Source organism: Nakamurella multipartita DSM 44233 (genome assembly GCF_000024365.1).
GTDB classification, from domain to species: domain Bacteria; phylum Actinomycetota; class Actinomycetes; order Mycobacteriales; family Nakamurellaceae; genus Nakamurella; species Nakamurella multipartita.
Genome location: NC_013235.1, coordinates 2,083,359 through 2,109,503, shown reverse-complemented (window position 1 = coordinate 2,109,503; position 26,145 = coordinate 2,083,359). Strand labels below are relative to the sequence as shown.

The 26,145-nt window shown below is 71.8% G+C and carries 20 protein-coding genes; 4 read left to right on the top strand and 16 right to left on the bottom strand.

The annotated features are described in order from the left end of the window. Positions 1–110 precede the first annotated feature (110 nt). From NAMU_RS09560 to NAMU_RS09545, 4 genes are all read left to right on the top strand, one after another. Positions 111–866, top strand: coding sequence for an HAD-IIA family hydrolase (locus NAMU_RS09560; protein ID WP_041370198.1), 756 nt, complete (start codon positions 111–113; stop codon positions 864–866). Positions 867–869: 3 nt separating this feature from the next. Further along, positions 870–1,919, top strand: a complete 1,050-nt coding sequence (locus NAMU_RS09555; protein WP_015747203.1) for an iron-containing alcohol dehydrogenase family protein — start codon at positions 870–872, stop codon at positions 1,917–1,919. 40 nt (positions 1,920–1,959) lie between these two features. Continuing rightward, positions 1,960–2,244 carry a YciI family protein gene (locus NAMU_RS09550; RefSeq protein WP_015747202.1) on the top strand — a complete coding sequence of 95 codons (285 nt, stop codon included), beginning with the start codon at positions 1,960–1,962 and terminating at the stop codon, positions 2,242–2,244. A gap of 85 nt (positions 2,245–2,329) precedes the next feature. Next, positions 2,330–5,302, top strand: a complete 2,973-nt coding sequence (locus tag NAMU_RS09545; RefSeq protein WP_015747201.1) for an AAA family ATPase — start codon at positions 2,330–2,332, stop codon at positions 5,300–5,302. A 19-nt stretch (positions 5,303–5,321) separates the two neighbouring features. Here NAMU_RS09545 and NAMU_RS09540 read toward each other — a convergent pair whose 3' ends face one another. The 16 genes from NAMU_RS09540 to NAMU_RS09470 all read right to left on the bottom strand — a co-directional run bounded on the left by NAMU_RS09540 (position 5,322) and on the right by NAMU_RS09470 (position 26,025). Beyond that, positions 5,322–5,861 carry a phage tail protein gene (locus tag NAMU_RS09540; RefSeq protein WP_015747200.1) on the bottom strand — a complete coding sequence of 180 codons (540 nt, stop codon included), beginning with the start codon at positions 5,859–5,861 and terminating at the stop codon, positions 5,322–5,324. Next, complete coding sequence (locus tag NAMU_RS09535; protein ID WP_015747199.1) at positions 5,861–7,804, bottom strand: putative baseplate assembly protein; 1,944 nt, start codon at positions 7,802–7,804, stop codon at positions 5,861–5,863. Before NAMU_RS09535 ends, NAMU_RS09540 begins: the two co-directional genes overlap by 1 nt. Positions 7,805–7,807: 3 nt before the next feature. Continuing rightward, a complete protein-coding gene (locus NAMU_RS09530; RefSeq protein ID WP_015747198.1) occupies positions 7,808–8,305 on the bottom strand; it encodes a GPW/gp25 family protein in 498 nt (165 codons plus the stop codon). A 3-nt stretch (positions 8,306–8,308) separates the two neighbouring features. Continuing rightward, positions 8,309–8,590 (bottom strand): PAAR domain-containing protein, encoded by a 282-nt coding sequence (locus NAMU_RS09525; RefSeq protein ID WP_015747197.1) that lies wholly within the window; start codon positions 8,588–8,590, stop codon positions 8,309–8,311. A gap of 30 nt (positions 8,591–8,620) precedes the next feature. Continuing rightward, positions 8,621–10,441, bottom strand: coding sequence for a VgrG-related protein (locus NAMU_RS09520; RefSeq protein ID WP_015747196.1), 1,821 nt, complete (start codon positions 10,439–10,441; stop codon positions 8,621–8,623). Then, on the bottom strand, positions 10,441–11,211 hold the full coding sequence (locus NAMU_RS09515) for a CIS tube protein (RefSeq protein ID WP_015747195.1): 771 nt from the start codon (positions 11,209–11,211) through the stop codon (positions 10,441–10,443). The genes NAMU_RS09520 and NAMU_RS09515 overlap by 1 nt, the downstream gene beginning before the upstream one ends. Further along, on the bottom strand, positions 11,211–11,645 hold the full coding sequence (locus NAMU_RS09510) for a phage tail protein (RefSeq protein WP_015747194.1): 435 nt from the start codon (positions 11,643–11,645) through the stop codon (positions 11,211–11,213). The genes NAMU_RS09515 and NAMU_RS09510 overlap by 1 nt, the downstream gene beginning before the upstream one ends. Positions 11,646–11,698: 53 nt before the next feature. Then, positions 11,699–14,629: a hypothetical protein gene (locus NAMU_RS09505; protein ID WP_138180053.1), complete on the bottom strand. Its 2,931-nt coding sequence runs from the start codon at positions 14,627–14,629 to the stop codon at positions 11,699–11,701. Between the two features lie 66 nt (positions 14,630–14,695). Then, positions 14,696–14,854 carry a DUF6760 family protein gene (locus NAMU_RS29835; RefSeq protein ID WP_015747192.1) on the bottom strand — a complete coding sequence of 53 codons (159 nt, stop codon included), beginning with the start codon at positions 14,852–14,854 and terminating at the stop codon, positions 14,696–14,698. Then, positions 14,854–15,330, bottom strand: coding sequence for a hypothetical protein (locus NAMU_RS09500; RefSeq protein WP_015747191.1), 477 nt, complete (start codon positions 15,328–15,330; stop codon positions 14,854–14,856). The genes NAMU_RS29835 and NAMU_RS09500 overlap by 1 nt, the downstream gene beginning before the upstream one ends. Continuing rightward, entirely contained in the window at positions 15,330–15,773 is a 444-nt protein-coding gene (locus NAMU_RS09495; RefSeq protein WP_015747190.1) for a phage tail protein, read from the bottom strand. The genes NAMU_RS09500 and NAMU_RS09495 overlap by 1 nt, the downstream gene beginning before the upstream one ends. Before the next feature lie 37 nt (positions 15,774–15,810). Beyond that, positions 15,811–17,367, bottom strand: coding sequence for a phage tail sheath family protein (locus tag NAMU_RS09490; protein ID WP_015747189.1), 1,557 nt, complete (start codon positions 17,365–17,367; stop codon positions 15,811–15,813). A 120-nt stretch (positions 17,368–17,487) separates the two neighbouring features. Next, a complete protein-coding gene (locus NAMU_RS30225; protein ID WP_052307875.1) occupies positions 17,488–18,003 on the bottom strand; it encodes a sunset domain-containing protein in 516 nt (171 codons plus the stop codon). A gap of 505 nt (positions 18,004–18,508) precedes the next feature. Continuing rightward, positions 18,509–22,294, bottom strand: coding sequence for a phage tail protein (locus tag NAMU_RS29830; RefSeq protein WP_015747187.1), 3,786 nt, complete (start codon positions 22,292–22,294; stop codon positions 18,509–18,511). Positions 22,295–22,314: 20 nt separating this feature from the next. Then, the gene (locus NAMU_RS09475) at positions 22,315–23,091 is read right to left on the bottom strand and encodes an eCIS core domain-containing protein (protein ID WP_015747186.1); all 777 of its coding nucleotides are present in this window, start codon (positions 23,089–23,091) and stop codon (positions 22,315–22,317) included. 147 nt (positions 23,092–23,238) lie between these two features. Then, positions 23,239–26,025: a COG1470 family protein gene (locus NAMU_RS09470; RefSeq protein ID WP_015747185.1), complete on the bottom strand. Its 2,787-nt coding sequence runs from the start codon at positions 26,023–26,025 to the stop codon at positions 23,239–23,241. Between the last annotated feature and the right edge of the window lie 120 nt (positions 26,026–26,145).

Below are 26,145 nucleotides of genomic sequence, written 5' to 3'. Positions count from 1 at the left end.
GGACTTTCGCCCCGCGCCCGGACGGCGTCGACCCGATAGCCTCGGGAACGATTCAGACGCGACGGCATCCGGGAGGATCAGTGACACGCCAGCTCGGGGTCATCTCCGACATGGACGGGGTGATCTACCGAGGCAAGCAGGCCGTGCCCGGCGCCCAGGCGTTCATCGACCGGCTGCGGGAGCGCGGCGTTGGCTTCGTGTTCCTGACCAACAACTCCGAGCAGACCCCGCTGGATCTGGTCCGCAAGCTCGCCGGGCTGGGCTTTCAGGGCCTGACCGAGCAGAACTTCATCACCTCGGCGATGGCCACCGCGAAGTTCCTGCATTCGCAGCGACCCCGCGGCACCGCCTACGTCATCGGCGGCGGCGCGCTGTCGGCCGAGCTGTACAAGGTGGGCTACTCGATCACCGACAGCAATCCCGATTACGTCGTGGTCGGCAAGACCTCCGGGTTCGCGTTCCCCCAGCTGCGCAAGGCGTCCGCGCTCATCGACAAGGGGGCCCGGTTCATCGGCACCAACCCGGATCTGGTCGATCCGGTGGAGGGCGGCACCGAGCCGGCCGCCGGGGTGCTGCTGGCCTCGATCGAGGCGGCCACCGGGATGAAGCCATACGTGGTGGGCAAGCCGAACTCGCTGATGATGATCTACGCCCAGGAGATGCTCGGCGTGCCGGCCCGGGACTGCGTGATGATCGGCGACCGGATGGACACCGACGTGGTCGGCGGCCTGGAGGCCGGCATGCGCACCTGCCTGGTGCTGTCCGGGGTGTCCGACGCGCAGACGGTGAACCGGTTCCCCTACCGGCCCAGCTTCGTCTACGACAGCGTCGCCGACATCGATCCGGACGAGCTGGCGGCGGGCTGAAACATGGACATCCGGATCCCTTCGCTGCTGCGGATCAAACCCGACACCCTGTTCAAGCTGGGCAAGTACCTGCGCAAGCACGGCTTCGACCGCATCGCGCTGTGCTACGGCGAGGGCATCGAGGAGCTGGTCGGCCGCAGCATCCGCATCTCCCGGGATTCCTCCGAGATCACCGTGGTCCGGCAGGAGGTCGTGCACAGCAACGACGTCACCGACATCATGGGGGTGGCGTTCCACCTGCCCCGCGGTACCCAGGCCGTGGTGGCCGTCGGCGGCGGCGTCGCGGTCGATGCGGGCAAGTACATCGGCTTCCTCAACCAGCTCCCGGTGGTCGCGGTGCCCACCGCCATCTCCAATGACGGGTTCGCCTCCCCCGGCGCCAGCCTGCGGGTGGAAGGGCAACGGATCAGCGCCAAGGCGGCCATCCCGTTCGGCGTCGTCATCGACACGACGGTGATCGCCGCCTGCCCGCCCCGGTTCACCCTGTCCGGCATCGGCGACCTGATCTCCAAGTACAGCGCCATCGCCGACTGGAAGCTCTCGTACCACGCGACCGGCGAGGCCATCAACGACTTCTCCGCGATGATCGCGCTGCAGAGCGTGGAGAACCTGGTCAACCACCCGGACAAGTCGATCGAGGACCTGGGGTTCCTGCAGCTGGTCTGCGGGGCGCTGGTGATGAGCGGGGTGTCGATGGAGGTCGCCGGCTCGTCCCGGCCCGCCTCGGGCAGCGAGCACCTGATCTCGCACGCCTACGACCGGCTGGCCGCCCGGCCGCGGATGCACGGCGAGCAGGTTGGGGTGGCCACGATCGCCACCACCTGGCTGCAGGACAACCCGCAGCGCGACACCGTGCTGCGCGTGCTGGAGCAGACCACCTTCCTCAGTGCCATCCGGGCCGATCCGCTGGACCGGGCCACCTTCCTGGCCGCCATCGCCGCCGCCCCGGCGGTCAAACCCGGCTACCACACGGTGCTGTCCGAGCCGGGCGCGGTCGAGCGGCTGCAGGCCCATATCGCCGCGGACCCGCTCTGGCAGGATCTGCTGGCCTGAGCATTTCGCCCGGGCCCAGCCTGTCGACCGAGGGGACCGCATGCCCGTCTTCGCCGTGCACTACAGCTACGCCGACCGCCCGGACGAGGTGACCGCGCACCGGCCCGCCCACCGCGCCTTCCTGCGCGAGCTGTTCGACCAGGGCGTGGTCCTGGCGGCCGGGGCCTACCCGCAGGGGCCGGCCGGCGCGTTGCTGGTCTTCCGGGCCGACTCGGCCGAAGCGGTGGCGAGCCTGCTGGAAACGGATCCGTTCCGTCACCACGGCCTCGTCACCGGCTGTGAAATCCGGCAATGGGGTCTCGCGATGGGCCCCTGGACGGAGTAACTTCAGCTCTCGGTGTATCTCAGGGTTCGTCCCGGGCTCTTCGGTGTGCAAGAGACGTTCCATGCGCCCTGACCCAGGTGGTGGCGTGACCAGACCCGTGGTGCTGACCGAGAAGCTGCGCCGCCCCGAACCGGTGGGGTTGGCCCGGCGCCGGCTCGAGGAGCAGTTGCTCGCGCCCTCGACCAGCCGGTTGGACCTGGTGGTGGCGCCGCCCGGATCGGGCAAGACAACCCTGTTGGCCCGGGTGGCCGCGGCCGCCGAGAGCGCGGGCAGTGCGGTTGGCTGGTACCGGGTGACCGCCGACGACGCCACCGAGTCGGCCTTCGTGGCCCACCTGGCTCGGGCGCTGCACCTGGACACCGCCGCCGACGAGTCGTCGGTGACCGACATGCTCGAGTTGCTCGATCGGTCGCCGACCGCGCCCACCCTGGTGGTGTTCGACGACGTCCATGAGATCGCCGGCTCGGTCGCCGAACGGGCCCTGGACCAGTTCGTGCAGCTGCGGCCGCCGCACCTGCGGGTGCTGGTCGGTTGCCGCCGGCCCCCGGAACTGAACATCCCGCGGCTGCGGGTGTCCGGCCAGTTACGCGAGATCACCAGCGACGACTTGCGTTTCCGCTCCTGGGAGGTCGAGGAGCTGTTCCTGTCGGTGTTTCGGGAACCGCTCTCGCCGGAGTCGGCGGCCGCGCTGACCCGGCGCACCGGCGGCTGGGCGGCCGGCCTGCAACTGTTCCACCTGGCCACCTCCGGACGCAGCGCGGTCGACCGCGGGCGGGCCGTCGACGACCTGGGTGGCCGGTCCAAGCTGGTGCGCTCGTACCTGGCCCGCAACGTGTTGGCCGAGCTGCCCGAGGAACGGCGGCACTTCCTGCTGCGCACGTGCACGTTGGGCACGCTGACCGGACCGCTGTGCGACGCGCTGCTCGGGGTGACCGGCAGTTCCACCATCCTGGACGAGCTGGAACACCGGCAACTGTTCACCTCCTCCGACGACGACGGCCACACCTTCCGGTACCACGAGGTGCTGCGCACGCATCTGGAGTGGGCCCTGGTCCAGGAGTACGGGGCGGCCGGCGCGCGCGAGTGGTACTCGCGCAGCGCCGCGTTGTTGGAGTCGGTCGGCGACCAGCGGGCGGCGGTGCGGGCCTACGCGCGGGCCGAGGACTGGGGTGCGGTCGGCCGGCTGTTGCAGACCCGCGGCACCGGCCCGGATGCCGGGGCCGCCGGCACCGACCTGCTGCTGCCGCCGGCGGTGGTCGAGCACGATCCGTGGTTGTCCCTGGCCCAGGCCCGCCGCCGGGTCCGCGAGGGCGCCCTGACCGCCGCGGTCGACCGTTTCCGCCGGGCCGAGAGCCTGCTCGACGAACCGGATTTCCGCGACGACTGCCAGCGGGAACGATCGGTCGCGGCCATGTGGGCCTCGACCGACACCACCGGCATGAGCTGGGCCGTGGACGGGCGCGGGTCGGCCCGGCACTGGTCCATCCCGATCCGCCTGGCCACCCGGCGGCTGGGCCCGGCCCGGGTCGCTGCCCCGGCGCTGACCGGATCGACCCCGGCGCCGCACGAACTGGCCCGCGGCATCATCAGCCTGCTGGCCGGCGACTTCCGCGACGCCCGCCGCACGCTGGACGCCGTCGTGGCCGACCGGGCGGCCGAGTCGACCCACCGGTTGCTGGCCGACCTGACCATTGCCGTCATCGACCTGATCCGCGACCGCCCCGGGGATCCGGCGAGCCGGTTGGGCCAGATCGCGCTCGACGCCGAGGTGGCCGGGTTGCCGTGGATCGCCCGGCTCGCCCGCGGGCTCGGCGAGTGCGTGCTGGCGGCCACCGACCCGGCCGCGTGGCGGCTGGCCGCCTGCGTCGATCAGATCGACGAGTGTGACGAGGCCGGCGACGCCTGGGGCGCCGCCCTGCTGACCTTGGCCGCCGCCGTCACCGGCCTGCTGGCCGACCCAGTGGCCGAGGCGCATGGATTTGCCGACGCGGCCGCGCGCTTCCGCCGGCTGGATGCCCCGGTCCCGGCCCTGTGGGCGCAGGCGTTGCAGGCCTGCGCCCTGGCCGGCCGGCGCCGCCCGGGCGCGGCCGAGTTGGCCGGCCGGGTGGCCACCGAGGCGCGCGCCGCGCAGGTCACCGGGGCCCAGGCCCTGGCCCAGATCGCCGCGGCGATGGCCGGGGCGCCGGTCGGCACCGCGCCGGAAGCGACCGGCAGCGAACTGGACCGGATGATCGCCCTGTTCACCGGGCCGGCCGCGCCCACCCCGCCCGTGGGTGAGCCGGCCGCCGCGACCTCCTCCATTCCCGCGGACCAGCCGGCGCCGCTCGCCGCGAGCCGGACCGTCACGATCCGCTGCCTGGGCGGGTTCAGCGTCGACATCGACGGTCAGAGCGTCGATCTGGCTCCGCTTCGGCCGCGGGCCCGCGCGCTGCTGCGGCTGCTGGCGATGACGCCGAACCGGGACGTCCACCGCGAGCATCTGGTCGACGCGCTGTGGCCGGGCACGGATCTGACCGTCGGCACCCGGCGGTTGCAGGTGGCCGTGTCCAGCGTGCGACAGCTGCTGGAACAGCGTGGCCTGCCCGGCGGCGAGGTGGTGCTGCGCCACGGTGACGCCTACCGGCTGGCCCTGCCCCCGGGGTCGGTCGTGGACACGGACGCCTTCGAGCGGGGCGTGCGGGACGCCGAGACCGCCGCCGCCCGTGGTGATGTCACCGCCGCCGCGGCGCTGCGCGGCTCGGCCCTGTCCTGGTACCGGGGCGACCTGCTGCCCGAGGACGGTCCGGCCGAGCACGTGGTCGGCGAACGCGACCGGCTCCGGCTGCTGGCCGCGACCACGGCCGGCACCCTGGCCCAGGACTACCGGACGCTGGGGCAGCTGCGGCAGGCGGTGGCCGCCGCCCGGCAGTCCGTGCAACTCGACCGCTATCAGGACCTGGCCTGGGAGCTGCTGGCCGACCTGCACCGCGACGCCGGCGACGACAGCGCCGCCGCCCGCACCCGGCGCGAGCACGCCGCCGCCCAGGCCGAACTGGAGCTGGATTCCGTGCGGCCCTGAGGGTCGGCCGGCGACTCGCTCACCCCGTGATCTCGACCCGGTGCGGGATGTGCGCCGGCTTGGCCATGTCCACCAGCGCGTCCAGCCGGCGCACGTCGAATTCCTCGGGGTTCGGCACCCGCAGCCGGACCATCAACTCCGGCTGATCGGTGCCGGGTAGCGCGCTGCCGGGTTCGGTGGACTGACCCGTGCCGCCCGACTCGATCAGCTCCGGGTCCAGGTCAAACAGGGCACGGACGGCGGCCCGGATCCCCCGGGCGGTGCCCCGCCACTGCAGCAGCTCGACCCCGATCTGGACCAGTTCCCGTTGCCGTTCGGCGCTCTGGTGCCCGTCCAGGGCGATGCCCATCCACCCGGCCAGCCACGGCAGCATGTCCTCGGGCGCGGTGGCCGGGTCGAGGTAGGCGGGCAGTGAGTCCAGGGTGGTGATGATCGGCGCGAGCACCTCGTCCAGCGCCGCGCACCAGCGCTGGGTGAACGAGTCGCCCAGGAACACCGCCGGCAGCGTCGCGCCGATCGGGTACGGGCTGGCCAGCCCGGGCACCAATCCTCGGGTCATCAGGTGCCCCGGACCCGGACCTGATGCTCGTAGGAGAACACCAAGGCGGTGGGCGCCAACGGGATCCGCTGCGCCGACGACCCGCGCCGGCCGGTCGCGGCGTCGGCCGGGAAGAGCTGGACGTTGACCTCCTCGGCCATGTCCACCCCGGGGATGCGGGCCAGGGTCGCGTTCACCTCGTGCGCCTGGACGGCCCGGCCGAGCGGCCAGCCGGTGCCTTCCGGACCGCCGTGCAGCGGGTCGAACAGCCGGTAGATCGCGGTGAGCACCTCCTTGCGGACCTCCTCGGGCCGGTACCGGGCGCGGGCCCGCACGCTGATCACCGCGGTGACCCCCTGGTACTCCGGCGGCTCGATGACCAGCCGGGTGCCGACCAGCCGGCGCTCGTCCAGGTACCCGGCGATCCGGGACAGCGATTCGGGCAGCGGGGCCAGGTCGTCGCGGCGGATCCGGCCGACCTCGTCGGTGGCCACGAACGGGACCACGAGCACCCGGACGCCGCCGCCGTCCACGCCCAGGCAGTGCACCCGGGCGATCTCCGGCGCGACCTGCTTGGTCAGCTCGACGTAGTCCTCGGCGGTGACCGCTCGCCCCCGGGAACGCAGCACCAGCGGCCCCCGGAGCTTGGCGTCCTCGATGTCCTCGGCCCGGGCGCCGCCGACGGCCGGCGTCCGGTTCTCCACCCGGGCGACGTAGGGCACGCTGGTCTTGAGCACCCGCACCTGGCCGGTGGCGATGTTGCCGCGCACCCCGCCACCGGTGCGGTAGACCGACAACCGCAGGTGCGCCCCCTTGGGCGGCACCGCACCGTACTGGCGCAGCGTGCCGTCACCCTGCCGGACCGCCGGCCCGAACTGCACCTCGCCGGCGAACGCGTCGATGTGGAAGCACTTCTCGTCCGGGTCGGCCTCGGCGAAGTGCTCGGCCGGCGCCCATTCGGCGACGCCGTCGTCGTCGATGACCTGCAGCACCCCCGGCTCCTCCCAGGGCACCACCGGGCGCCGCTGCAGGGCGAACCGCTGCCCCGGGGTGCCGTCGGACACGCCCAGGTCCTCGTTGCGCACGACCTGCGCGTGCACCATCCGGGCGGTCCCGCCGATGGTGAACGCGGACACCGACAGGATCCGCGGGGACGCGGTGTAGGTCGGCTGACCTTCCTCGGGTTCCAGCAGCCGGCAGCGAATCCAGCCGGCCCGGTTGCGGGCCAGGATGGAGGTCTCGTGGGTCTCGGGGACGTGCAGCACGACGTCGCCGGCCTTGTTCATGCCGCCGGTGTCGTCCCGGTCGACGTCGCACGGCGCCCAGCCCGAGCCGGTCCAGGCCTCCCAGATCAGCGGCGGCCAGTCCGGCCGGACGCCGACACCGCGGACCCGGCAGTCCATCCGGAGCACGATCGCGCAGGACGGCACCGCATTGGACAGGCCGATCAGCAGGCAGTCGCCGGGTTGCGGCGAGCTCTGGAAGCACTCGAACTCGCCGCCCGAACGCAGGGCCACACTGTGATCGACCGCCTCCCCGCCGGCCGCCATCGCCCCGGCCCGCTCGAACGAGCAGGGCACGATGTCCAGGTCCTTGATCGTGGAGAAGACGACGGGGTCGGCGACATCGGTGCGGGGGGTGGCCACCTCGGTCTCCCGCCGCACGACGACGGTCTGCGGCTGCGGCGCGGACAGCCAGAAGGTGACCTTGCCCCGGGCCGCGGCCGGCGGCCGCAACTCGACGCCGATCAGCTCCAGGAATTTGATGTAGTGGCGGTCGGGCACCCGGTTGAGCCGGTAGATCAACTGGTCGACCATCTGCGCGAACGCCTCGATCAGGGTGACCCCGGGATCGGAGACGTTGTGGTCGGTCCATTCCGGGCACCGTTGCTGGACCAGGCGTTTGGCGTCGTCTACGAGGTCCTGGAAGTGCCGGTCGTCCAGGTTGGGCGCGGGCAGCACCATGGTTCAGGCCCTCCGCTCGGCGGCCGCCAGGGCCGCGGGAATGGCCGGCAGGGAGGCCGGGGCGAACGACGGACCCGTGACCGCCGCCGAGTCGGGCTCGTCCGGGATCACGTAGAACGGGAAGACCAGGTTCCGCGGATCGTTGATGCCGCGGATCGAGTAGTGGATGTCGATGTACAGCGTGCCCAGGTCGGCCTGGTCGAAGCTGATCAGCACGTCGTGCACGGTGATCCGCGGCTCCCACATCTCCAGCGCGTAGCGCACGTCGGAGGCGATGGCCCCGGCGGTGGAGGCGTTGATCGGGGCGAACAAGTGGTCGTGCACCCGGCAGCCGAACTCGGGACGCATCGGCCGCTCCCCCGGCGCGGTCGCCAGGATCAGCCGGATGGCCTCCTCGATCTCCTGCTCGCGGACGACCAGGGCGACCCCGCCGGTGGCGTCGGTGGTCAGCGGGAACGCCCAGCCGGCGCCCACGAAGTCAACTCGGGAATCGATGCCCACTGCTCATCCTCCGATCAGGACGGTCGGGGCGCCGACGACGATCGGTGCCCCGCAGGCGGACAGGTCGCCCATCCGGGCCGCGGGCAGCCCGCCGATCAGGACCGTCGGGCAGCCCGGCGGCACGATGGCGGTCGGCGGGTGCACCGCCGGCGGCGGGAACGAGCAGATGTGCGGGGTGCCCACGGTGGCCGCGGGCATGCCGGCGATCAGCACCGTCGGCACCCCGGGCGGCCCGATGACGCCGGGGTGCCCGGTCGGGTCACCGACCCTGGCAGCTGGTGGCATCTGCGTCACGTCCCATCAGTTGATCTTGACTCAGTTGATCTTGACCAGGGAACCCTGGACGGTCAGCACGCCGCTGGCCTTGACCTCGGCGCTGGCCTGACCCTCCAGCTTGGCGGTGCTGCCCTTGAGCGAGAGTTGGCCGTTGGTCTGCACGTCCACCCCACCGCTGCCGCCGTCGATCTTGACCCCGCTGGTGGAGGTGATCGAGACCTCGCCGCCCTTGAGTTCGAGCTTGCTGCTGGCCGAGTCGATCAGCACGCCGCCCTTGCCCTCGATCAGGATCTTGCCGTCGCTGTGCACGGTGATCTTGGTCTCGACCGAGTCCAGCTTGAGCTGCAGCTTGTCGCCGGTGGTGGACAGCGTGATGCCCTCGGTCCGGCCGTCCTCGTCGATCAGGTCGATGCGGTGACCGCGGCGGGAGACGAACGAGCGCCGGTTGATCGCTCCGGAGCTGCCGTCGATCAGGTCGGGTTTGCCCTTGGGTGCGGTGTCCACTCCGTTGAACAGGCCACCGAGCACGTAGGGCCGGCGGATGTCGCCCTGCTCGAAGAGCACCAGCACCTCGTCGCCGACCTCGGGCAGCACCAGCGCCCCCCGGTCCTTGCCGGCCCCCGGCTGCACGGTGCGGGCCCAGTCGCTGACATAGGTGTCCGACAACCAGGGGAAGGTCAGCTTGACCCGGCCCTGTTCCAGCGGGTCCTTGGCGTCGCTGACCTGCGCGACGACCGGCCCCTGCCCGAGCTTGCCGCCACCACCGCCGTTGGCCAGCCCGTAGAGGCTGCGTTCCGAGCGGCCGGTGACCGAGAACATCGTGGTGTAGCCGGTGTTCGGGTCGTAGCGATGATGGGAGGAGGTGATGGTGTACTTCCCGTCGAACGGGGCCCCCACGTTGTCCACCGAGATCGCCGCCCCGGCGTGCAGTTTCGGATTGCCCCGGGCGACACCCTCGAACTCGGCGAAGGCACCGGCGATCTGCTCGGCGATGGCCGCGGCCGCGCTGTCCACCTCGGCCTGGCTGCGGTAGGCGACATCGGTGGCCACGTAGACCGGATCGCCGAACTTCTTGGCGATGTCGACCGGGTTGTAGGCGGGCAGCACGGCCGAGGTGGTCGCGGCCGGCGCGGTGGCCACGAACGCCTTCTTCTGGGCCAGGTCCCAGCCGCGGGCCTGCACCTCCTTGACCTGCTCGGCCGCGGTGATCAGTGACCGGAACCGCAGCAGGTCGGTACCCAGCCGCAGCACCAACGGGTTCTGCTGCTCCGGTCCCCCGCCGCCGGCCGGGGCGGTGTCGGCCTTCTTCGGCTTGCGGAAGTCGAACTTGCCGTCCTTGACGGCGATCTCGTAGCCGATCTCGCGGGCCAGGCCGTCCAGGAACTCCCAGTCGGTGACCCCGCCCTGGGACAGGTGCTCGTAGACGGTGCTGGTCGACTCGACCTCGCCGATGGACAGCCCCGCCCGCTGGGCCACCTTGGTGGCCACGTCCGAGGCGGTGCTCTGGGTGTAGGACTCGGTGCGCCGGCCCCGGAAGAGCCGGTTGGCCTGGTCGTAGCCGCGGATGACGGTGTAGGTGCCGGTGGCGTCGTACTCGGCCTCCAGCGCGGTGATCTCCCCCTCGATCAGCGGCAACGGGCTGGGCGCGGCGTCGGTGGCCACGCTGACCTTGACCTTGGACCCGATCTTGGCGCCGGACTTGGTGATCACCAACCGGTCCGGATCACGGAAGCGGAGCAGGAAGAAGTCGGGCAGCCGCAGGCTGTCGTCGACGATCGCCGAGACCAGCAGTGCCTTGGCGTCGGCGGCCAGCGGCGAGCCGTCGATGTCGACCAGGAAGCTGGACGAGGTGGGCGCCATCAGGTCACCGGGTCCAGCAGTTCCGAGGCACTGGGCAGCATCAGCACACTGCCCAGCGGCAGCCGGGCCGGGTCGTCGACCCGGTTGAAGTGGGCCAGCGGCCGCCACAGGGTGGGATCGCCGTACTCGCGGTAGGCGATGGAGGCCAGCGTGTCGCCGGTGACGACGCGGTGGATGCTCCGGGCGGCAATGGATCCCGACGTCGGGTTCTGCTTGCCCTTCTGCTGGGGCATCTCCTGCAGCGTCACCGTGCACAGCGCCCGGATCGGGGTGCCCTCCGGTGTGAACAGCGTGTACTTGGCGCTGACCTGGGTCACGTAGGCCGGGAAGCTCTTGATCGCCCCCCACTGGAAGACGACCAGCGGCGGCATCGGCTTGTTGTTGGCGTGCGTCTTGTCGGTCGGGGTGCAGCAGGAGAACAGCTTGTCCACCGCCTCGACCACCGATCCGTCGTGCTTGGCGGTGGCGTCGAAGAACATCTCCAGGCTCAACTGGCCGGGTTCGGGGCCCTTGAACTCGGGCGGCGGCGCCGCCTTGGCCCCGTTGGTGGACTTGCTCTCCCACTTCGCCTTCTTGGCGATGGTCAGTTCCTTGGGGTTGAACTGGAACTCGATGGTGCCGATCTCGGCGTCGAGTTTGCGCCCGCCGGTGGCCGGCGACGACTCGTACATCGTCAGCTTGGCCTTCTCCACCTTCTGCGGCGCGGAGTCGCCGGTCGGCGAGGGCGCGGTCGGCTTGCCGCCGGCGCCGCTGAGCGAGGACCCGGTCATCAGGCACCGCCCGGCAGGATGCCGTGGTGAGCGACCTCGAGCGTCTCGGTGGCCACCTTGGCCGTGTCCAGGTTCAGGCTCGGGCCGGTCCAACGGACGGGAATGACGCCGTGCAAGGACCATTCGGCCACCACGGTCTCGTCGGCGGTCATCGCCGAGATCACCATGGTGGTCGGCTTGACCCCGCTCATCATGCTGGCGAACCAGCTCGTCAGGTGCTTGCTGTCCTCGCCGATCGGCCGGGACAGCTTGACGTTGGTGAACTTCATCCGGGTGGGCAGCTGCCAGATCATCGCGTTGTTGCCGCCCTCCTCCCGCTGTTCCAGGACGATCTCGCAACCCAGTCCCTCGCAGCTGTTGAACATGCCCAGCGGGAACTCGTCGATCTTGACCTTGAAACACACGCTGACGGCGGGATCCTTCATCTCGGCCATGCGGATCGCCTCCTGGTTCTCGCTGGTGGGGGTCGGTGGTGTCGGGTTCTGGGTCAGCGGCGCAGGTCGGTGACCATGCCGGCCCGTTCCCGGTCCATCCACAGTTCGGACTTGAGCCGGGCGGACAGCGGGTCGAACAGCCGGCGGGCCAGCTCGTCCAGGTTGGTCGGCAGGGCGTCGGCGGCCGCGCCGGCGGCGGCCCCCGCGGCACCGGCCGCGGCGCCGGCCGCCCCGGACACGGCGCTCCTCGCCTGACCGGCGGCCCCGCTGACAGCATCAGTGGCGCCGGACGCGGCGTGACCCAGGGCCCCGGTCGCGGAGTCGGCCGCCCCCGCGACGCCGCCGGCGAGCTGGTTCGCCGCCTCGGACACTCCGGACGCCACCGCACCGGCCCCACCGGCGGCCCCACCCACGGCACTGTCGAGCGCTTGGCCGGCCGCGCTGCTGGCCGACCCGGCGGCCCCCGCGGCCTGGTCGGCCAAACCGCGGGCCGCGCCCTGGGCGGAGCTCAGGTAGCCGGCCGCGCTGTGCTGGGCCGAGCTCAAGTACCCGCCGGCCGCCTGCTGGGCCGCGTCGGCGTAGCCGTGGGCCGTGTCCATCGCGCCGCCGGCCGCGTCTGTGGCGGAGCCCCGGGCGGTGTCCATGGCAGTGCCGGCGTAGCCCCGCGCGGCGTCCAGGTACCCCCCGGCCGCCTGCTGCGCGCCGCCGACCGCCTCCCCGGCGTAGCCCCGGGCGGTGTCCACGGCGTTGCCGGCATAGCCCCGCGCGGCGTCCAGGTACCCCCCGGCCGCCTGCTGCGCGCCGCTCACCGCGTTGCCGGCGTACCCCCGCGCCGTGTCCGCGGCGTTCCCGGCCAGCCCGCGGACGCTGCCCAGCGCACCTCCGGCCGCACCGCGAGCCGCGTCGGACAGTCCGCCGACGCTCTTCGTCGCGCTGTCCAGCAGCGAGGACGCCCCGGGCAGCCCGAACCGCTGGACCGTGGCACCCGCCCCGGCCGGAACCGGCTGGACCGGGCTCGGCCGGTACGGGGAGGTGTCGCCGAGCAACGGGGCCATCATGGTCGGCACCGTCCTCGGGGCGGCCGGCGCCGACCGCGGTGCGGCCAGCAGCGGCAGACCGGCCAGCCCGGCCGGGGCCGACCCGTCGTCGGCCAGTCGCTGCACCGACGGCCCGCCCGGCGCGGCACTCGGGGCCGGGCCGCTGGCCGGATGCGGGGCGACCGGCCCGCCGGCATCCCGATCGGAATCGCCATGATGGTGAGCGGCCGGCTCCGGTCCGCCGCCGCCCGATCCGTCCACGTCCAGCGAATCGGCGCCCAGCGTCGGGGCGATCTCGTGCTCGCTGCGCTCGACCATCGGGCCGGCGACGGACTCCGGCCCAGGCATCGGCGTCGGTGTCGGTGTCTGTGTCGGTGTCGGTGTCGGTACGGACTCGATCGCGTTCCCCGCGTCGGAGGCGACGGCGTCCGGCGCCGAGGCCGGTGCTAGCGGGCTCGCCTCGGGCCGACTCTGGGCTGCCGGCCCAGCGCCGGACAGCGGCAGCGGCGCCGACGGGGTGTCGGCGATCGAACGGGCCACCGTGGGCGGCACCGATGAGTTCAGCGGCGCCCCCAGTCCCGTCCGCCGGGGCGTGCTGAGCGGTCGACCGGCGGTCGGGGTCATCACCGGACGTTCCGCCGCGGTCGGCGTGGGAGCCGGCAGGCTGATCTCGGTCGACCCGGCGGCTGCGGCCGAGTCGATCATCCGCATGATCGTGGCGAAGTCGGTGGGTTGCGGCTCCCGTACGACGGTCTCCTGCGGCCGCACCGGCACCGAGGTCAGCGGCGTGCCGAGCCCGGTCGCCCGCGGCGGGGCCGCGCTGTCGACCTGCCGCTGCAGCGGCGTCGCCGAACCCGCGGCCGGCGATGCCGCCGTGGATCCCAGCGTCGGGACAGTGGTCTGCCCCGACGAGCTGCCGGGGGCCACGGAGTCGACTCGGGAGTCGACTCGTGAAACGACTCGGGAGTCGACCCGATCGTCGGCCCGGGCGGCCGGCGAGACCGGCGCACCCGGAATCGGCGACACCGGCTCCGAAGCAGAATCGATCGGGGCGTCGAGCGGGGTGTCGAAAGAGGCGTCGAACGGGGCGTCGAGCGCAGCCGTGACGTCCGGCGGCCGCGTCGACGGTGCACTGGGCGCGGTCGATGAGGGGGGCTCGCGGACGGTCAGCGGTGAGTCGCCGGTCAGCGCCGCCGTGGCGACGTCCGTGGCCCGACCGGGAACCGGCAGGGTCGGCGCACCCGTGGTCTCGCTGCGCTGCACCGCCGGCGCCGGGTGTCCGGTCGATGGCGGGAGCACCGGGCGGTCATTCGCCGGTGGCATGGACACCACCGGTAGCCGGTTGACCGGCTCCAGCGGCGGAGCCGACAGCAGCGGCTCGGACCGCACCGCCGGTGCCGACGGCGAGACCACCGGCAGGGACCAGGTCAGGGCCGGGCCGGCCGAGCTGCCTGAGCCGGCCGAACTGATCGAGTCGGCCACCTCGACCGCTGGCGGACCGGCCGCGGGCGCCGGGTCCGCGGCCGGGTCGGCCAGGCTCCGCGCCACCGTCGGGGTGGCCGGCTCCGGCCGGATTCCCGTCGTGGCCGGCCGTCCGGGTGCTGATCTGCCTCCCGGCGCGGCGTCGCCGAATCGCATCCGCGGTTCGATGATCCGTTGCACCATGGCGGCGACCGAGGCCTTCTTGCGCGGCGCCACGGTCAGGTCCGGGCCGTCCGAGACGGTGTGCGGCGCGGCCGGACTGGCCAACCCGTCGACGTGCCCGCTCGGCCCGTCGGGATCGACGACGTGTCCGAGCGGGGCCAGGAAGCTGGGGTCGTGCGCCGTGGCCAACGACGAGGTGAAGCGGTCCAGCGGGGCGATCGGCGCGGTCGGGGTGAGGGTCGGCCGCAGCGGCGGCAGATCCTGCCAGGCCGCCCGCTGCACAGCCGCGGGGGCCGGTGACATCGCCGGCGGCGGAGCGGATTCCGTCCCGGACGGGGTGTGATCCCGTCGCCACCAGAGCGCCACCGGTCACCTCCCTCGATCGATCCGTTTGTTGATCATCCCGATCTCATGCGCAAAGCGTTGCCGCTCGCGATGCTCCAGGTCGAGCAGATCGTCGAGCGGCCAGTGAAAGTGGTAGGCGATGTACGCGACCTCCTCGTAGAGACGGTCGGGCGCGTACGTCACTATTCCCCCAGGCGCCCACCCGCGACGTCGACGGCGAACTGGTGCTCGCAGGCCGGGCAACTCACCGCGGCCCGGGTATGGCCTTCCTGGTTGATCCGCCGGTACAGGTCCTGCAGGAAAGCCAGATCCGAGGCGAACAGGTTCTCGATGATGCCGGCGTGCACGTCGTCGATGGTGCCGATCCGGGTGACTACCCGGCCCAGCAGCACGACCGTGAGGTAGGCCGGGTTCTCCCGGACCCGGTCGTCCCGCAACGGCACCAGCTCGTCGCGGGCGGTGGCCAGCCGCATCACCCCGTCGCGGTGCACGGTGCCCGAGCCGTCCTTGTACCCGCGGGGCAGGATGAAGCTGAACTCGGTACGCAGCCCCTGCTCCGGGGGCCGGGCGGGCGGGGGCGAGCCGGCCGGATCGGGACTCGCCGAACCCTGGACGGGATCCAAGGTTGCGGCGGACGACCCCGAGAAACCGCGGCGCATTACTCGACCTCGAGCCGCTCGTAGGTGACGACCAGCTTCTCGGTGAGCACGCTGGTGTCACCGGCCTTGAGCGAACCGATCTCCAGGCTCTTGGGCCAGGCCGCGGTCAACTTGTACCGCTTGACCGCGTTGCCCTCGTAGTCGTAGACGATCACCGCGCCACCCTTGCGGACGTCGCTCATCTTGCCGAACTGCGAGTCCTTGACCCACTTCTCGAAGCTCTGATCGGAGGTGAGCGGGCGGGTCAGGGTGACCTCGCCCGACTTCCACCGGCCGGGCAGCTTCTTGATCATGTACTTGCCGTCGGGCCCGTTCTGCTTGAGCTCGATGACGTCCTGCTCCATCTTCAGCCCAGACACCTCGGTGATGGACTTGATGGTGATGCCGTCGACCTCGAGGCCGAAGGAATGGCCGACCGAGCTGTCGAGATCTGGCAGAGCCATGTCAGCTCCCTTTCTGTTCCGTCTGGGTCAGGGTTGATTACTCGGCGACCAGGCTGGTGCCGCCCGAGAACTGCGAGAGCTGGAAGATCACGAACTCGGCCGGCTTGACCGGGGCGACGCCGATCTGACAGACCACCTGGCCGGCGTCGATACCCTCGGCGGGGTTGGTCTCCCGGTCGCACTTGACGAAGAACGCCTCGTCCGGGGTCAGACCGAACAGGGCACCCTTGCGCCATTCGTTGACCAGGAACGCGGCGATGGTGCGCCGGATCTTCGCCCACAGCGCGTCGTCGTTGGGTTCGAACACCACCCAGTTGGTGCCGTTGAGGATCGACTCCTCCAGGTAGTTGAACAGCCGGCGCACGTTCAGGTACCGCCAGGCCGGGTCGGAGGACAGGGTGCGGGCGCCCCAGACGCGGATACCGCGGCCCGGGAAGCTGCGCAGGCAGTTGATGCCCACCGGGTTGAGCAGGTCATGCTCGTTCTTGGTGATCTGCACCTCGAGCGCGATCGCGCCGCGGACCACCTCGTTGGCGGGCGCCTTGTGCACACCACGGGTGTCGTCGTTGCGACCCCAGATGCCGGCCATGAATCCCGACGGCGGCATGTGAATGTTCTTGCCGGTCGAGGGATCGGCGGCCTTGACCCACGGCCAGTACAGGGCGGCGTACTTGGAGTCGTAGCCGGCTTTGTCCATCCGCCATTCCTTGATCTGCTGGGCGTTCAGACCGGGCGGCGGGTCCAGGATGGCGATCCGGTTCCCCATCAGCTCGCAGTGCGCGATCATCGCCAGCTGCACGGCCTTGACCGTCTCGGCGTCGATCGCCCCTTGCTGGTAGGCGCTCATCAGGTCGGGGACGCAGACCATGGTGACCTCGTCGACGGCCTCCAGACCGGAGAAGCCGGTGCGCTCGGCGACGTCACCGACGTAGTCGTCGGTGTTCAGCCGCGGGCTGGGCACGGCGGCCGGCGGCGGCGGTGAGTACAGGCTGACGGTGTTGCCCGGGGCCGGCGCCTCGATCGACTGCCCGGTGGCCGTCTCCTCGATGCGGATGACCTTGGACGCGGCGTTGACCGCGGTGGCCACGTTCGCCTTGCCGCGGCCGGTGTTGAGCCGGTCGTACTCCTCCAGCACCTGGTCACCTTGACGGACCACGAGCTTGAACAGTCCCTCGGCGCCCTCACCCTCGGCGGCGTGGATGTCGACGCTGATCGCGCCCTCGGTGGTGCCGGCGTCCAGGGCGACGATCTTGTAGGTGCCGAGCATCGCCTGCGGGCCGGCGGCGATGGCGCGGCGGCCGCCGCCCCCACTGGCCCCGTTGCCGTTGCCGTCCTGGCCGATGCGGACGACGTAGCAGTTGCCGCCGCCGTTCTGGAAGTAGGCGTAGACCGACTGGGCCAGGTACGAGCCTTCGACGAATCCGCCGAAGTTGCGGACGTACTCGGTCCAGTTCGGGACCAGCGTCGGCGTGTTGAACGGGCCTTCCTCGGCCAGGCCGACGAAGGCGGCGACGGCGGTGCCCACCCCTTCGATCGGACGCGACCCGGAATCGACCTCTTCGACGTACACGCCCGGTGAGAGGTAGGTCGGCATGCTGCCTCCTTGGTAGGACACACGAGATTGTGCTGATCGTGCGCCTTTTCGGAGGCCGGCGGGATGGGCGGAGGGACGCGGGCGAGGGCAGCTTTCGGTGCCCCTTCGGGCAACGTCGGGTCAGTTGGAGTTCTTCGGGGCCCGCCAGCCGGCGGCCTGCGCCTCGGCCTCGCTGCAGAACCAGCGCTCGCCCTTGGACTCGTCGATCTTGGTGGCGTCGTAGCTCGGGCTCTTGCCCTTGACGTGGTAGATCCGCTCGCCCTTGTCGTTGATGTTGCCCTTGATGTCGCAGCTGCCCGAGCTCGCGGCCGCCGCCTGCTGCGCGGCGGCCTGGTCCGCCGCCGCCTGCGCGGCGGCCTGTTGCGCGGCCTGCTGGGCCGCCGCCTCGTCCGCCGCCTGCTGGGCGGCCGCCTGTTCCGCGGCCACCCGGTCCGCCTCGGCCTGAGCCGCTGCCTGCGCCGCGGCCGACTGCTCGGCGGCCGACTGCTCGGCGGCCACGCGGGCGGCCTCCTGGGCCGCGGCCTGCGCGGCGGCGGAGCTGGCGGCGGCGGCCGAGAGCGAAGCCTGCGCGGCGGCGGAGGCCGCGGCGGCCGCGCTGCTGCTGCTGGGCGCGGTGCTTGCGGTCGTGCTGCTCACTGGGCTGGAGGTCGTTGATGCGATGCCCGCATCGGCGGCCCCGGGCGGCGCGCTGCTGCCGCAGCCGGCCGTCGCCAGAATCACCAGTGCGGCGAGCAGAGTTGTTGCGGCAGTGACGGTTTTCGACATGCGGCCCCCCGGATGCGATGAGTGAACAGCGAAACGCGCCGCCGAGCCCCCGCACCGATGCGCATCCTGATCGTCTCACCCGCCGGGGGTGTCAGTGCTTCCCGTCCGTGTGATCCCCGCCCCCGATCGGCTGACGCGCCACCCCGTTTCGGCCGGCCTATCCTCGACGGGCAGCTGCCCGGTGGTACCGGTGTCACGATGACCCGTCGGGGTGCTCCACACCGCTCGTTGCCCGTCCATGGTGGTGCCAAACCCGGCATAGGTCTTGGCGCGGTGGTCGGGCCGTTCGGGAAGGGCGTGATGTGGTCCAGGTCAACGCCCACAAGGGCCCGACACTCTCCCTCTGAACAGGACCACTACCGAAGTCAGCAGATGATCACGATTCCACCTTGGCCGCCGCGACGACCTGCGCCGCGAGCGCGCGGATGGTGGACAGCTTGATTCCGGTCTCCTGCTCCAGGTTGAAGTTCACGCCTTGCCCACGGACGGCGGCCTCCGTTCGTCCTGGACTCACCCCGGCCGGGATCACCCCCACGACCTGGATTCCTCGCCGCGAGAATCCTTGTACCCGACGCTCGACGCCGCGGATCCGAATGGTCGTCGGCAATTCGCCACCGGACTCATCGACGTTGGGGCTCAACCGCTCCAGATCCTGAGCGGGTTGGCCGAGGAACTCGGCTCGCTCGAAGTTCCGCTTGGCCAGGTACTCGATCTCACCCGCATGCTTCGCTCGAACAGCAGCGACCGCCGCCCGGTAGGCGCGAGCCTTCACCGGGTCCAGGTCGTCCTCGTCGACCTCGGGATGATCGGTCCTGACCAGCTTGGCGATCGCCGCCGCCCGCGCCTCGGCCTTGTCGGCTTCGCTGGCCTTGTCCCAGGGTTCACGGACCCGTGCGAGATCTCGCTTGGCATCGCCCCCGGCCTTGGACTCGAGGATCTTGAGGATGTGCACGAAGGGGCCGGCCGCATCGGTTCCCAGGATCACGGTCATCCCGTCGCCCAGTGAGGCACCGCCGGCGCTGACTTCGTGCGGCCCGACGAACTGTGGTTGATCGGAATCGCCGGCGGTGGTGGGAGTCTCGGGCTTGGGGGCCGCTTTGCCGTGCCGGGCGGCGGCGACCTCCTCGAGGATCTGTCCCTGCGCCTGAACCAGGACCTTCTTGGCGAAGATGCGGCCGATCGCCGCACGGTCGAGCCCGAGCGCGGCCAGGTCGGTCGCGGGCGAGGCGGACCAGTCGATGTCGGCGGAGTCGCCCACGCCCGCGGAGGTCGGCACCACCACCCGTTGGACCTCACCGTGCACGGCCCACATGCGGCCCTGACGTTCTGGCTGCAGGACGGCCAGACCGAACCTGACTCGAAGTGCGCCCAGGACCGGCTTCAGGATGCGCTCGCCGACCTTCTTGCCCGCGAACCGGTTGACCGCACCGACTCCTGCGGCCATCCCCTTGTCCAGCCGCTTCTGCTTCCCCTCCGGTGAGTCGTCGCCACCCAGCACCTTGGCCTTGACCTTCGCCCCGATTCCCTTGATGCCCTTGAGCAACGGAGCGGCCAGCTTGAGCGCACCCTTGATCACCGCATCCAGCGCCTTGTTGATGGGCGCCTGCACGGCCTTCAGGATCGACTTGATCTTGTCCGAGATCCCGCCCAGGCCAAGCAGGTTGGCCAGGAAGGCGATCACCAGCGGCACCGCCTTGCCCAGCGCGGCCTCGATCTTGGCCGGCACTCCCCCGACCCCGCCGTGGGCGATGTCGGAGATGGAGTCGATGACGGTGCCGACGAAGTCCATCAGGGCGGCGCCGCGTTCCATGATCCATTGCACGACGCCGATCAACGCCTGGACGATCTTGACCAGCGCCCCGGCCGGGTTGAGCATGCCGATGACCCAGGAGATCCCGGCGGTGATGATCTTCTCCTTGACGAAGTCCATGATCGGCGTGAGGATCATCGACTTCAGATCGCCGAGCTTGTCCTTGATCCAGGTCCACAGCCCGCCGATGCCCTGCGTCGCCAGGATCGTGAAGATCTCGATCTTGCTCTCGATCACGTCGATCGCCTTGGCCGCCCACGGCGCGAGCTTGGCGATGCGGCCCTTGATGTTCGTCCAGGTCAACCCGAGGATCGACCCGACGAGCTTGAGGATGCCCTTGAGGTCGAAGGAGTCGGGCAGCTCGATCCCGGCCGAGGCCAGCGCCCCGAACAGCCAGCCGAGCAATCCCTTCTTCAGGTGGGTGAGGATATTGGCCGCGAACGACAGGAAGCCCTGCTTGACCGCGGACATGAAGTTGGTGATGAACGCGACCGGGTCCTCAAGGATCTTGCTGAACGCGGACGCGGCCTTGGCCAGCAGACCACTGAACAGCGCCTTGAGCTTGAGGATGGTGTCGATCGCCCCGCCGACCGCCTCCTTGGCCATGTCGACCAGGCCCTTGTTCTTCTCCTGCTCGGCCTTGATCTCCTCGTCGACCCGGCCGCGGGCCTCGGTGTACTTGCTGGCCAGGTCGTCGACCAGCGACTGCTGCTTGGCGTCGACGTCGGCGTCAAGCTGGTCGAACTTGCCGGCCACGTCCTTGGCCGCCTCCCCGGCCAGCTTCTGCAGCGCCGCCGGCTGCGACGCGATGAACGAGCGGATCTGGACCCGGCCCTTCTCCACCCGGGCCTTGGCCGCGTCCAGCTCACGGCCGATCAGGTCGGCCACGGTCGAGATGACCGCCGTCATCTGCGTTTCGTACAGGGCCTTGGCCGCGTCGTAGATCCGGTTGGCCTCGGCCGGCAGGCCGGTGAACAGGTCCGCGGTCCACCGCGCCGCGCCGGTCACCCCCGAGTAGCGCTCGTCCTTGTACTTCTCCATGTCGGCCCTGTGCTTGGCCGTGAACGCGCTGCGGGCGGCACCCTCGCCCTTGTCGAACTCGGCGGTCACCTTGCCGTCGATGCCGTTCAGGATGACCTCGACCTCGGCCTTGGTCTGGTCGAAGATCTTGTTGATCTCCCCGGAGATCCGGGCCCGTTCGACCTCGTCCTTGGTCTTGGTGTCGGTCTTGGCCCCGGCCACCCGGGCCAGGGCGCCGGCCTTGTCCCGGCCCATCCCGGCCATGGCCGCGGCGGCGCCGGCCCCGGCATCGGCCTTGGCCGCGCCCAACGCGGCCGACTCGTCCGCCCGGATGGCGGCCGGCGCGCTCACGGCGTGCACCTCGGCGTCCTTCTTGGCGGCCGCCGCAGCCTGCAGTTGTGGTTCGTTCGAGGCGGTCAGGTGCTTCTCGGTGACCTGGGCGTCGGCCAGCTGCTGATCGACCTGCGCCGGTCCACCGGTGAAGGTGACCTGCTCGGCCGGCGCCGGACCCGGCATCGCGGCGGCGCCGTTCACCGGCGGCACAGCCGGGGCGGGCTCCGCCGCCAAGGGGGTCACCGGCTTGTCCCGGGCCGCCGAGGCGTCCGGGGTCTTGCCGGTCTCGTCCTTGACGTTGCTGGTCGAGGTGTCCCTACCCGCCGTGACCTGCGACATCACCTGGTTCTTGACCCCGTCGGCCTTGCCCGAGGTGGCGAACTTGTCGGCCTCGTCCAGATTCTTCGGGGCCGCGTCGGCGATCGCCTTGCGGACCGCGGCGATGAACGCCGCCTTGTCGAATCCGCCCGGCTTGGCCGCCGCGATCGCATCGGCCCGCGCGGCCTTGGCCTGGCCGGCCTTGTCGTCGGGCGGCGCCTTGGCCGCGGCCTGCGCCTTGCCGACCTCCGCGACCGGCGGCGGGTGCTTCTTGAGCTGCGACCCGGCCGCCTTGACCTGGCCGGTCACCGCCGTGAACCGAGGGTCGGCGGACGGGTCGGGAGCCGCGGGCGGCACGGGTGGGGCGGTCGATCCGGTCGCGGACCCGACCGCCGACCCCGGCACCAGCCGCTGCACGGGTGCGGGTGCGGATTCCGGCGCCACCGCGGTCGCCTCGCTCGAGGACTCGGTCGGGGCCGCGGACCGGCCACGGACCAGTCCGGCGACAGCGGCATTGCCGGCGCTGCGCTGCAGCAGGGCCATGGACCGCGGGTTCATCAGGGTGGACGAGCGCCGCACGGGGGCCGGCCGGGAGCCGACCCGGTTCGGTGCGGTCTGCGGGTCCGGGGCCCGCCGGGGTCCTGCCTGTGCTTCGGGACCGGCACGCTCCGCCGACGTCATCGCCGCCACCGGCCCGAGGATCAGGCTTCCTCGGCCGCCTCTTCCTCCTCGGCCTCGCGCTGGACGAACGAGCCCTGGGCGGTCTGCTCCTCCTCCTCGGGGGCTTCCTCGCGCTGGACGAACGCACCCTGAACGGTCTCGTCCTCCTCGTGCCGCTGCGCGGTCGCGGTGGCCGGACCGGCGGACTGGCCCGTGGACTGAGCCGGGGCCGGGTCGGACATCACCCGGTCGGCGTTCGCGGACGCCTCCCGCTCGAACCGGTCGGACGGGTCGCTGACCTTGATGCCGCCGCCGCTGTCGGTGCCGTCGACCGGCCCGCTGCGCTGCTGGACGACGTGGGTCAGCTCGTGCGCGAGCATCGTCTTGCCCTCGACGGAGGACGGATCATACTTGTCCCGCTGGAACACGACGTTCGAGCCGACGGTGTAGGCGTGGGCGTTGACCGCCTTGGCCGAATCGTGGGCGGCCGAGTCGGTGTGCACCCGCACATCGGAGAAATCGTGACCCAGGCGCCCCTGCATCTCCTCACGCAGGTCGGGCGCGAGCGGGCTGCCGCCGCCGGAGTTGACGACGTCGTGCACCGGCGAGCGGGTCTCCTGCGGCGGCTCGGACTCCAGCAGGGCCCCGACACCGGCGTTGCCGATCGCTCGTTGCAACCCGAGAACACCGGCGCCGTCGAGAATGTCGCTACGGCCGGCGGCCGCGGCCTGCAGCAGGTGGGCCGGCGGGGCGGCGTCGACCCGGGACGACTTGGGCCGCAGGGTGGCGTCCTCGGTGTCATGGTCGTGGGTTCGCATTGGCTCGTCCCTCCCGTGGCGCAACTGATCCGGTGCAGGCGCCGTCGACTCCTCGATCGTCCCACCGCGCACCGGGCGAGGACAGGGGTCAACCGGACGACCAGAGGGGCCGGCCGGCCTGCCCGATCGGGCAGGCCGGCCGCGCGCTCACCCCCGTTTCGGGGCCAGGTAGCCGCCGATGAACGCGCACGCGCACCCCAGCAGCACCACGAACGACCCCACGTCCACCCGGGCGACCGCGACCACGCCGACGGCCGCGGAGACCAGGAAGCCGGCGGCGATCACTGCCCCGATCGCGGCCGCCCACCGGCTGAGCCGGCCCTTGGGCCCGAACAGGCCGATCATGGCGATGATCGCCAGCACGACGATCACCGCCCCGGCCGAGGCGAACGGTTGGCGGACCACGTCGGGCAGCTCGATCAGCTGGAACTGCTCGGACAGGTCGTCGACCTCGGTGGCGGTGAAGTCGATCCCGCGCAGCGCCGGGCCGGCGCTCCACGGGATGAACACGCCGGCGATCATCAGGGCGCCGCCGAGCAGGGTCAGGATCGCCCGCCAGACCGGCCGCCAGTCGCTGGACTCCTGGATGAAGCTGCCGGTGGCCTCGGTCTCCTTCGCCCCGTCGGTCGCGGCGACGGTGAAGGGGCGGGTCACCTCCTCGCCACCGTCCGGGCGCGGCGCGGAGATCTGCACCCGCGCGGCCCCGCTCTGCCCCGGGGCTAGGTCGATGACCGGCGGGTCGAAGGCGAAGCGCACGGCCCGTTCCGGATCGTGCCCGCGGAACTGGACCCGGCGCGGCCGTGACCCGCCGCGGTTGTCGGCGATGACGGTCGCCGACGCGCTGCGCCGGTTACGGGTTCGCAGGACGCTGGGCTCCAGCCGGATGGTCATCGGCTCATCGGGTGGCGGCGGCGAGGTGACCTGGACGAAGGAGCCCTCCACCTCCTGCTCGGTGGTGCCGTCCGCGGCGGTCACGGTGAACGGCCGGGTGCTGTCGCGGCCCGGCTCCGGCGGGTAGGCCTCCATGCGGACCTGGGCCCGCGCGATCTGGCCGGGGGCGACGTCGACCACCGGCGGCCAGAACGAGAAGCCGATCGCCCGTTCGGGATCGGTCCCGGCCAGGGTGATCCGCTTGGGCCGGGTGCCCCGACGGTTGTCCACGATGACCTGGAACTGGGCGTTCGGGGTGTCCCGCACCCGCACCAGACTCGGTTCGAGTTTGACGGCGACCGGCACCTCCACCGGCTTGGGCGCCCGGGTCTGCACGAACGAGCCGGCGACCTCGATCTCCCGGGGACCGTTGCGACCCACGCCCTCCGAGGCGACCACGGTGATCTGCCGGGTGGCCTCCTGCCCGAAGTCCGGCAGCGGCGCCTCGACCCGGACCCGGGCCTGGCCGATCTCACCGGCCAGCACGTCCAGCGACGGCGGCGTGAAGGTGAAGCGGACCAGCCGTTCCGGGTCCCGACCGGACAGGAACACGCGCCGGGAGCGGTGTCCCGCGCGGTTATCGATAAGCAGTTCCAGGGCCCCGCTGGTGCTGTCCCGGACTCGCACGATGGTCGGATCCAGCCGCAGGGTCAACGGAACATCCGTCGGCGCCGCGGATGTCGCCTGCACGAAGGTTGCCGGGGCCTCCAGGTCGGGGACGCCGGGTGAGGTGGCCAGCACGGTGAACGAGCGGGAGACCTCCTGGCCGGCGGCCGGCGGCGGCGCCTCGATCCGCAACCGGGCGGTCCCGGTCTCGCCGGCGAGCACGTCCAGCGACGGTGGCGCGAAGGCGAAGTGCACGATCCGTTCCGGGTCCCGGCCGCCCAGGAACACCCGTCGGGTGCGCAGGCCACCTCGGTTGTCGATGACCACCTCGAGCTGACCGGTGTCGGTGTCCCGGACCCGCACCAGGGTGGGTTCGATCCGCAGGGCCAGCGGGGCTTCCTGCGTGGCCGTCTGCATGAACGTCGCGGTCGCGGTCACCTGCTCGTCGCCGTCGGTGGCGGCGATGGTCAGCTGTCTGGTCGCGGTCTGCCCGGGGTCGGGCGTGGGCGCCTCGACCCGGACGCCGGCGGCCGCGGTCGCGCCGGCCGGGACGTCCAGGACCGCCGGTGAGAAGAAGAACCGGACCAGCCCCTCCGGGTCACGCCCGGTCAGCGTCACCTGCCGGGCCTGGTTGCCGGTGGAGTTGTCGACGACGGCCTGCAGTTGGCCGGGCTGGTCGTCCCGCGCCCGCACGATGCTCGGCTCGAGCCGCAGCATCAAGGGCACCTCGATGCCCGGGACGGTGAGCGCGATCTCGTGGTCGACGGTGATCTCGGGATGGGCGACGGACTGCACCCGGATGACCAGGGTGCTGACCCCGGCGGGCACCAATCGGCCGCCGGCGATGCGCAGGGTGACCGCGGTCCGATCATTGGTGCCCGGCAGCAGCCGGACCTCCTGTTCGGAGACGGTCAGCCAGTCCGGCGCGTCCGGGGCCCAGATCCGGTAGGCGTCGACGATCGGCGAGAGGTTGTAGACCTGGACCTCGAGGGTTTCCACGTCGCCACCCGGCACGACCTCGGCGGCGGCCGGGTCGATGACCGCGCGCACCGGTTCGACCGCCGGCTGCGGCCGGGTGGACGGCTGCGGGCGGGTGGCCGGCTGCGGGCGGGTGGCCGGCTGCGCGCCGGCCGGCGGGTCGGCGCGGACGACCGGAACGGGATCCGGCGTCGGCGTCGGGGTCGCCGTCGGGGTCGGGGTCGGGGTCGGGTCAGTGGCGGCGACGGTGGCCGGATCGGTCGCCGGCGCGGGGTCGGTGCCGGTCGCCGCATCGGCCTGCAGCTGGGCCAGGCTGGTCTCCCGGGTCTCGGTCCAGGACAGGTAGGACTGGCACTCGACACAGAACTCGGTGCCCGGCTCGTTCCGGGTTCCGCACTGCTGACAGATGACCTCGTCCATCGCCCCTCCACGCCGGTGCCCGTTCGCCGCGTCCCGAACCGGGCGCACATCGCTCAGGAGAGATCATGACGCAGACCCGGACATCCGGACGGGGAAAATGACGAAAGCCGCAGCCGAGTC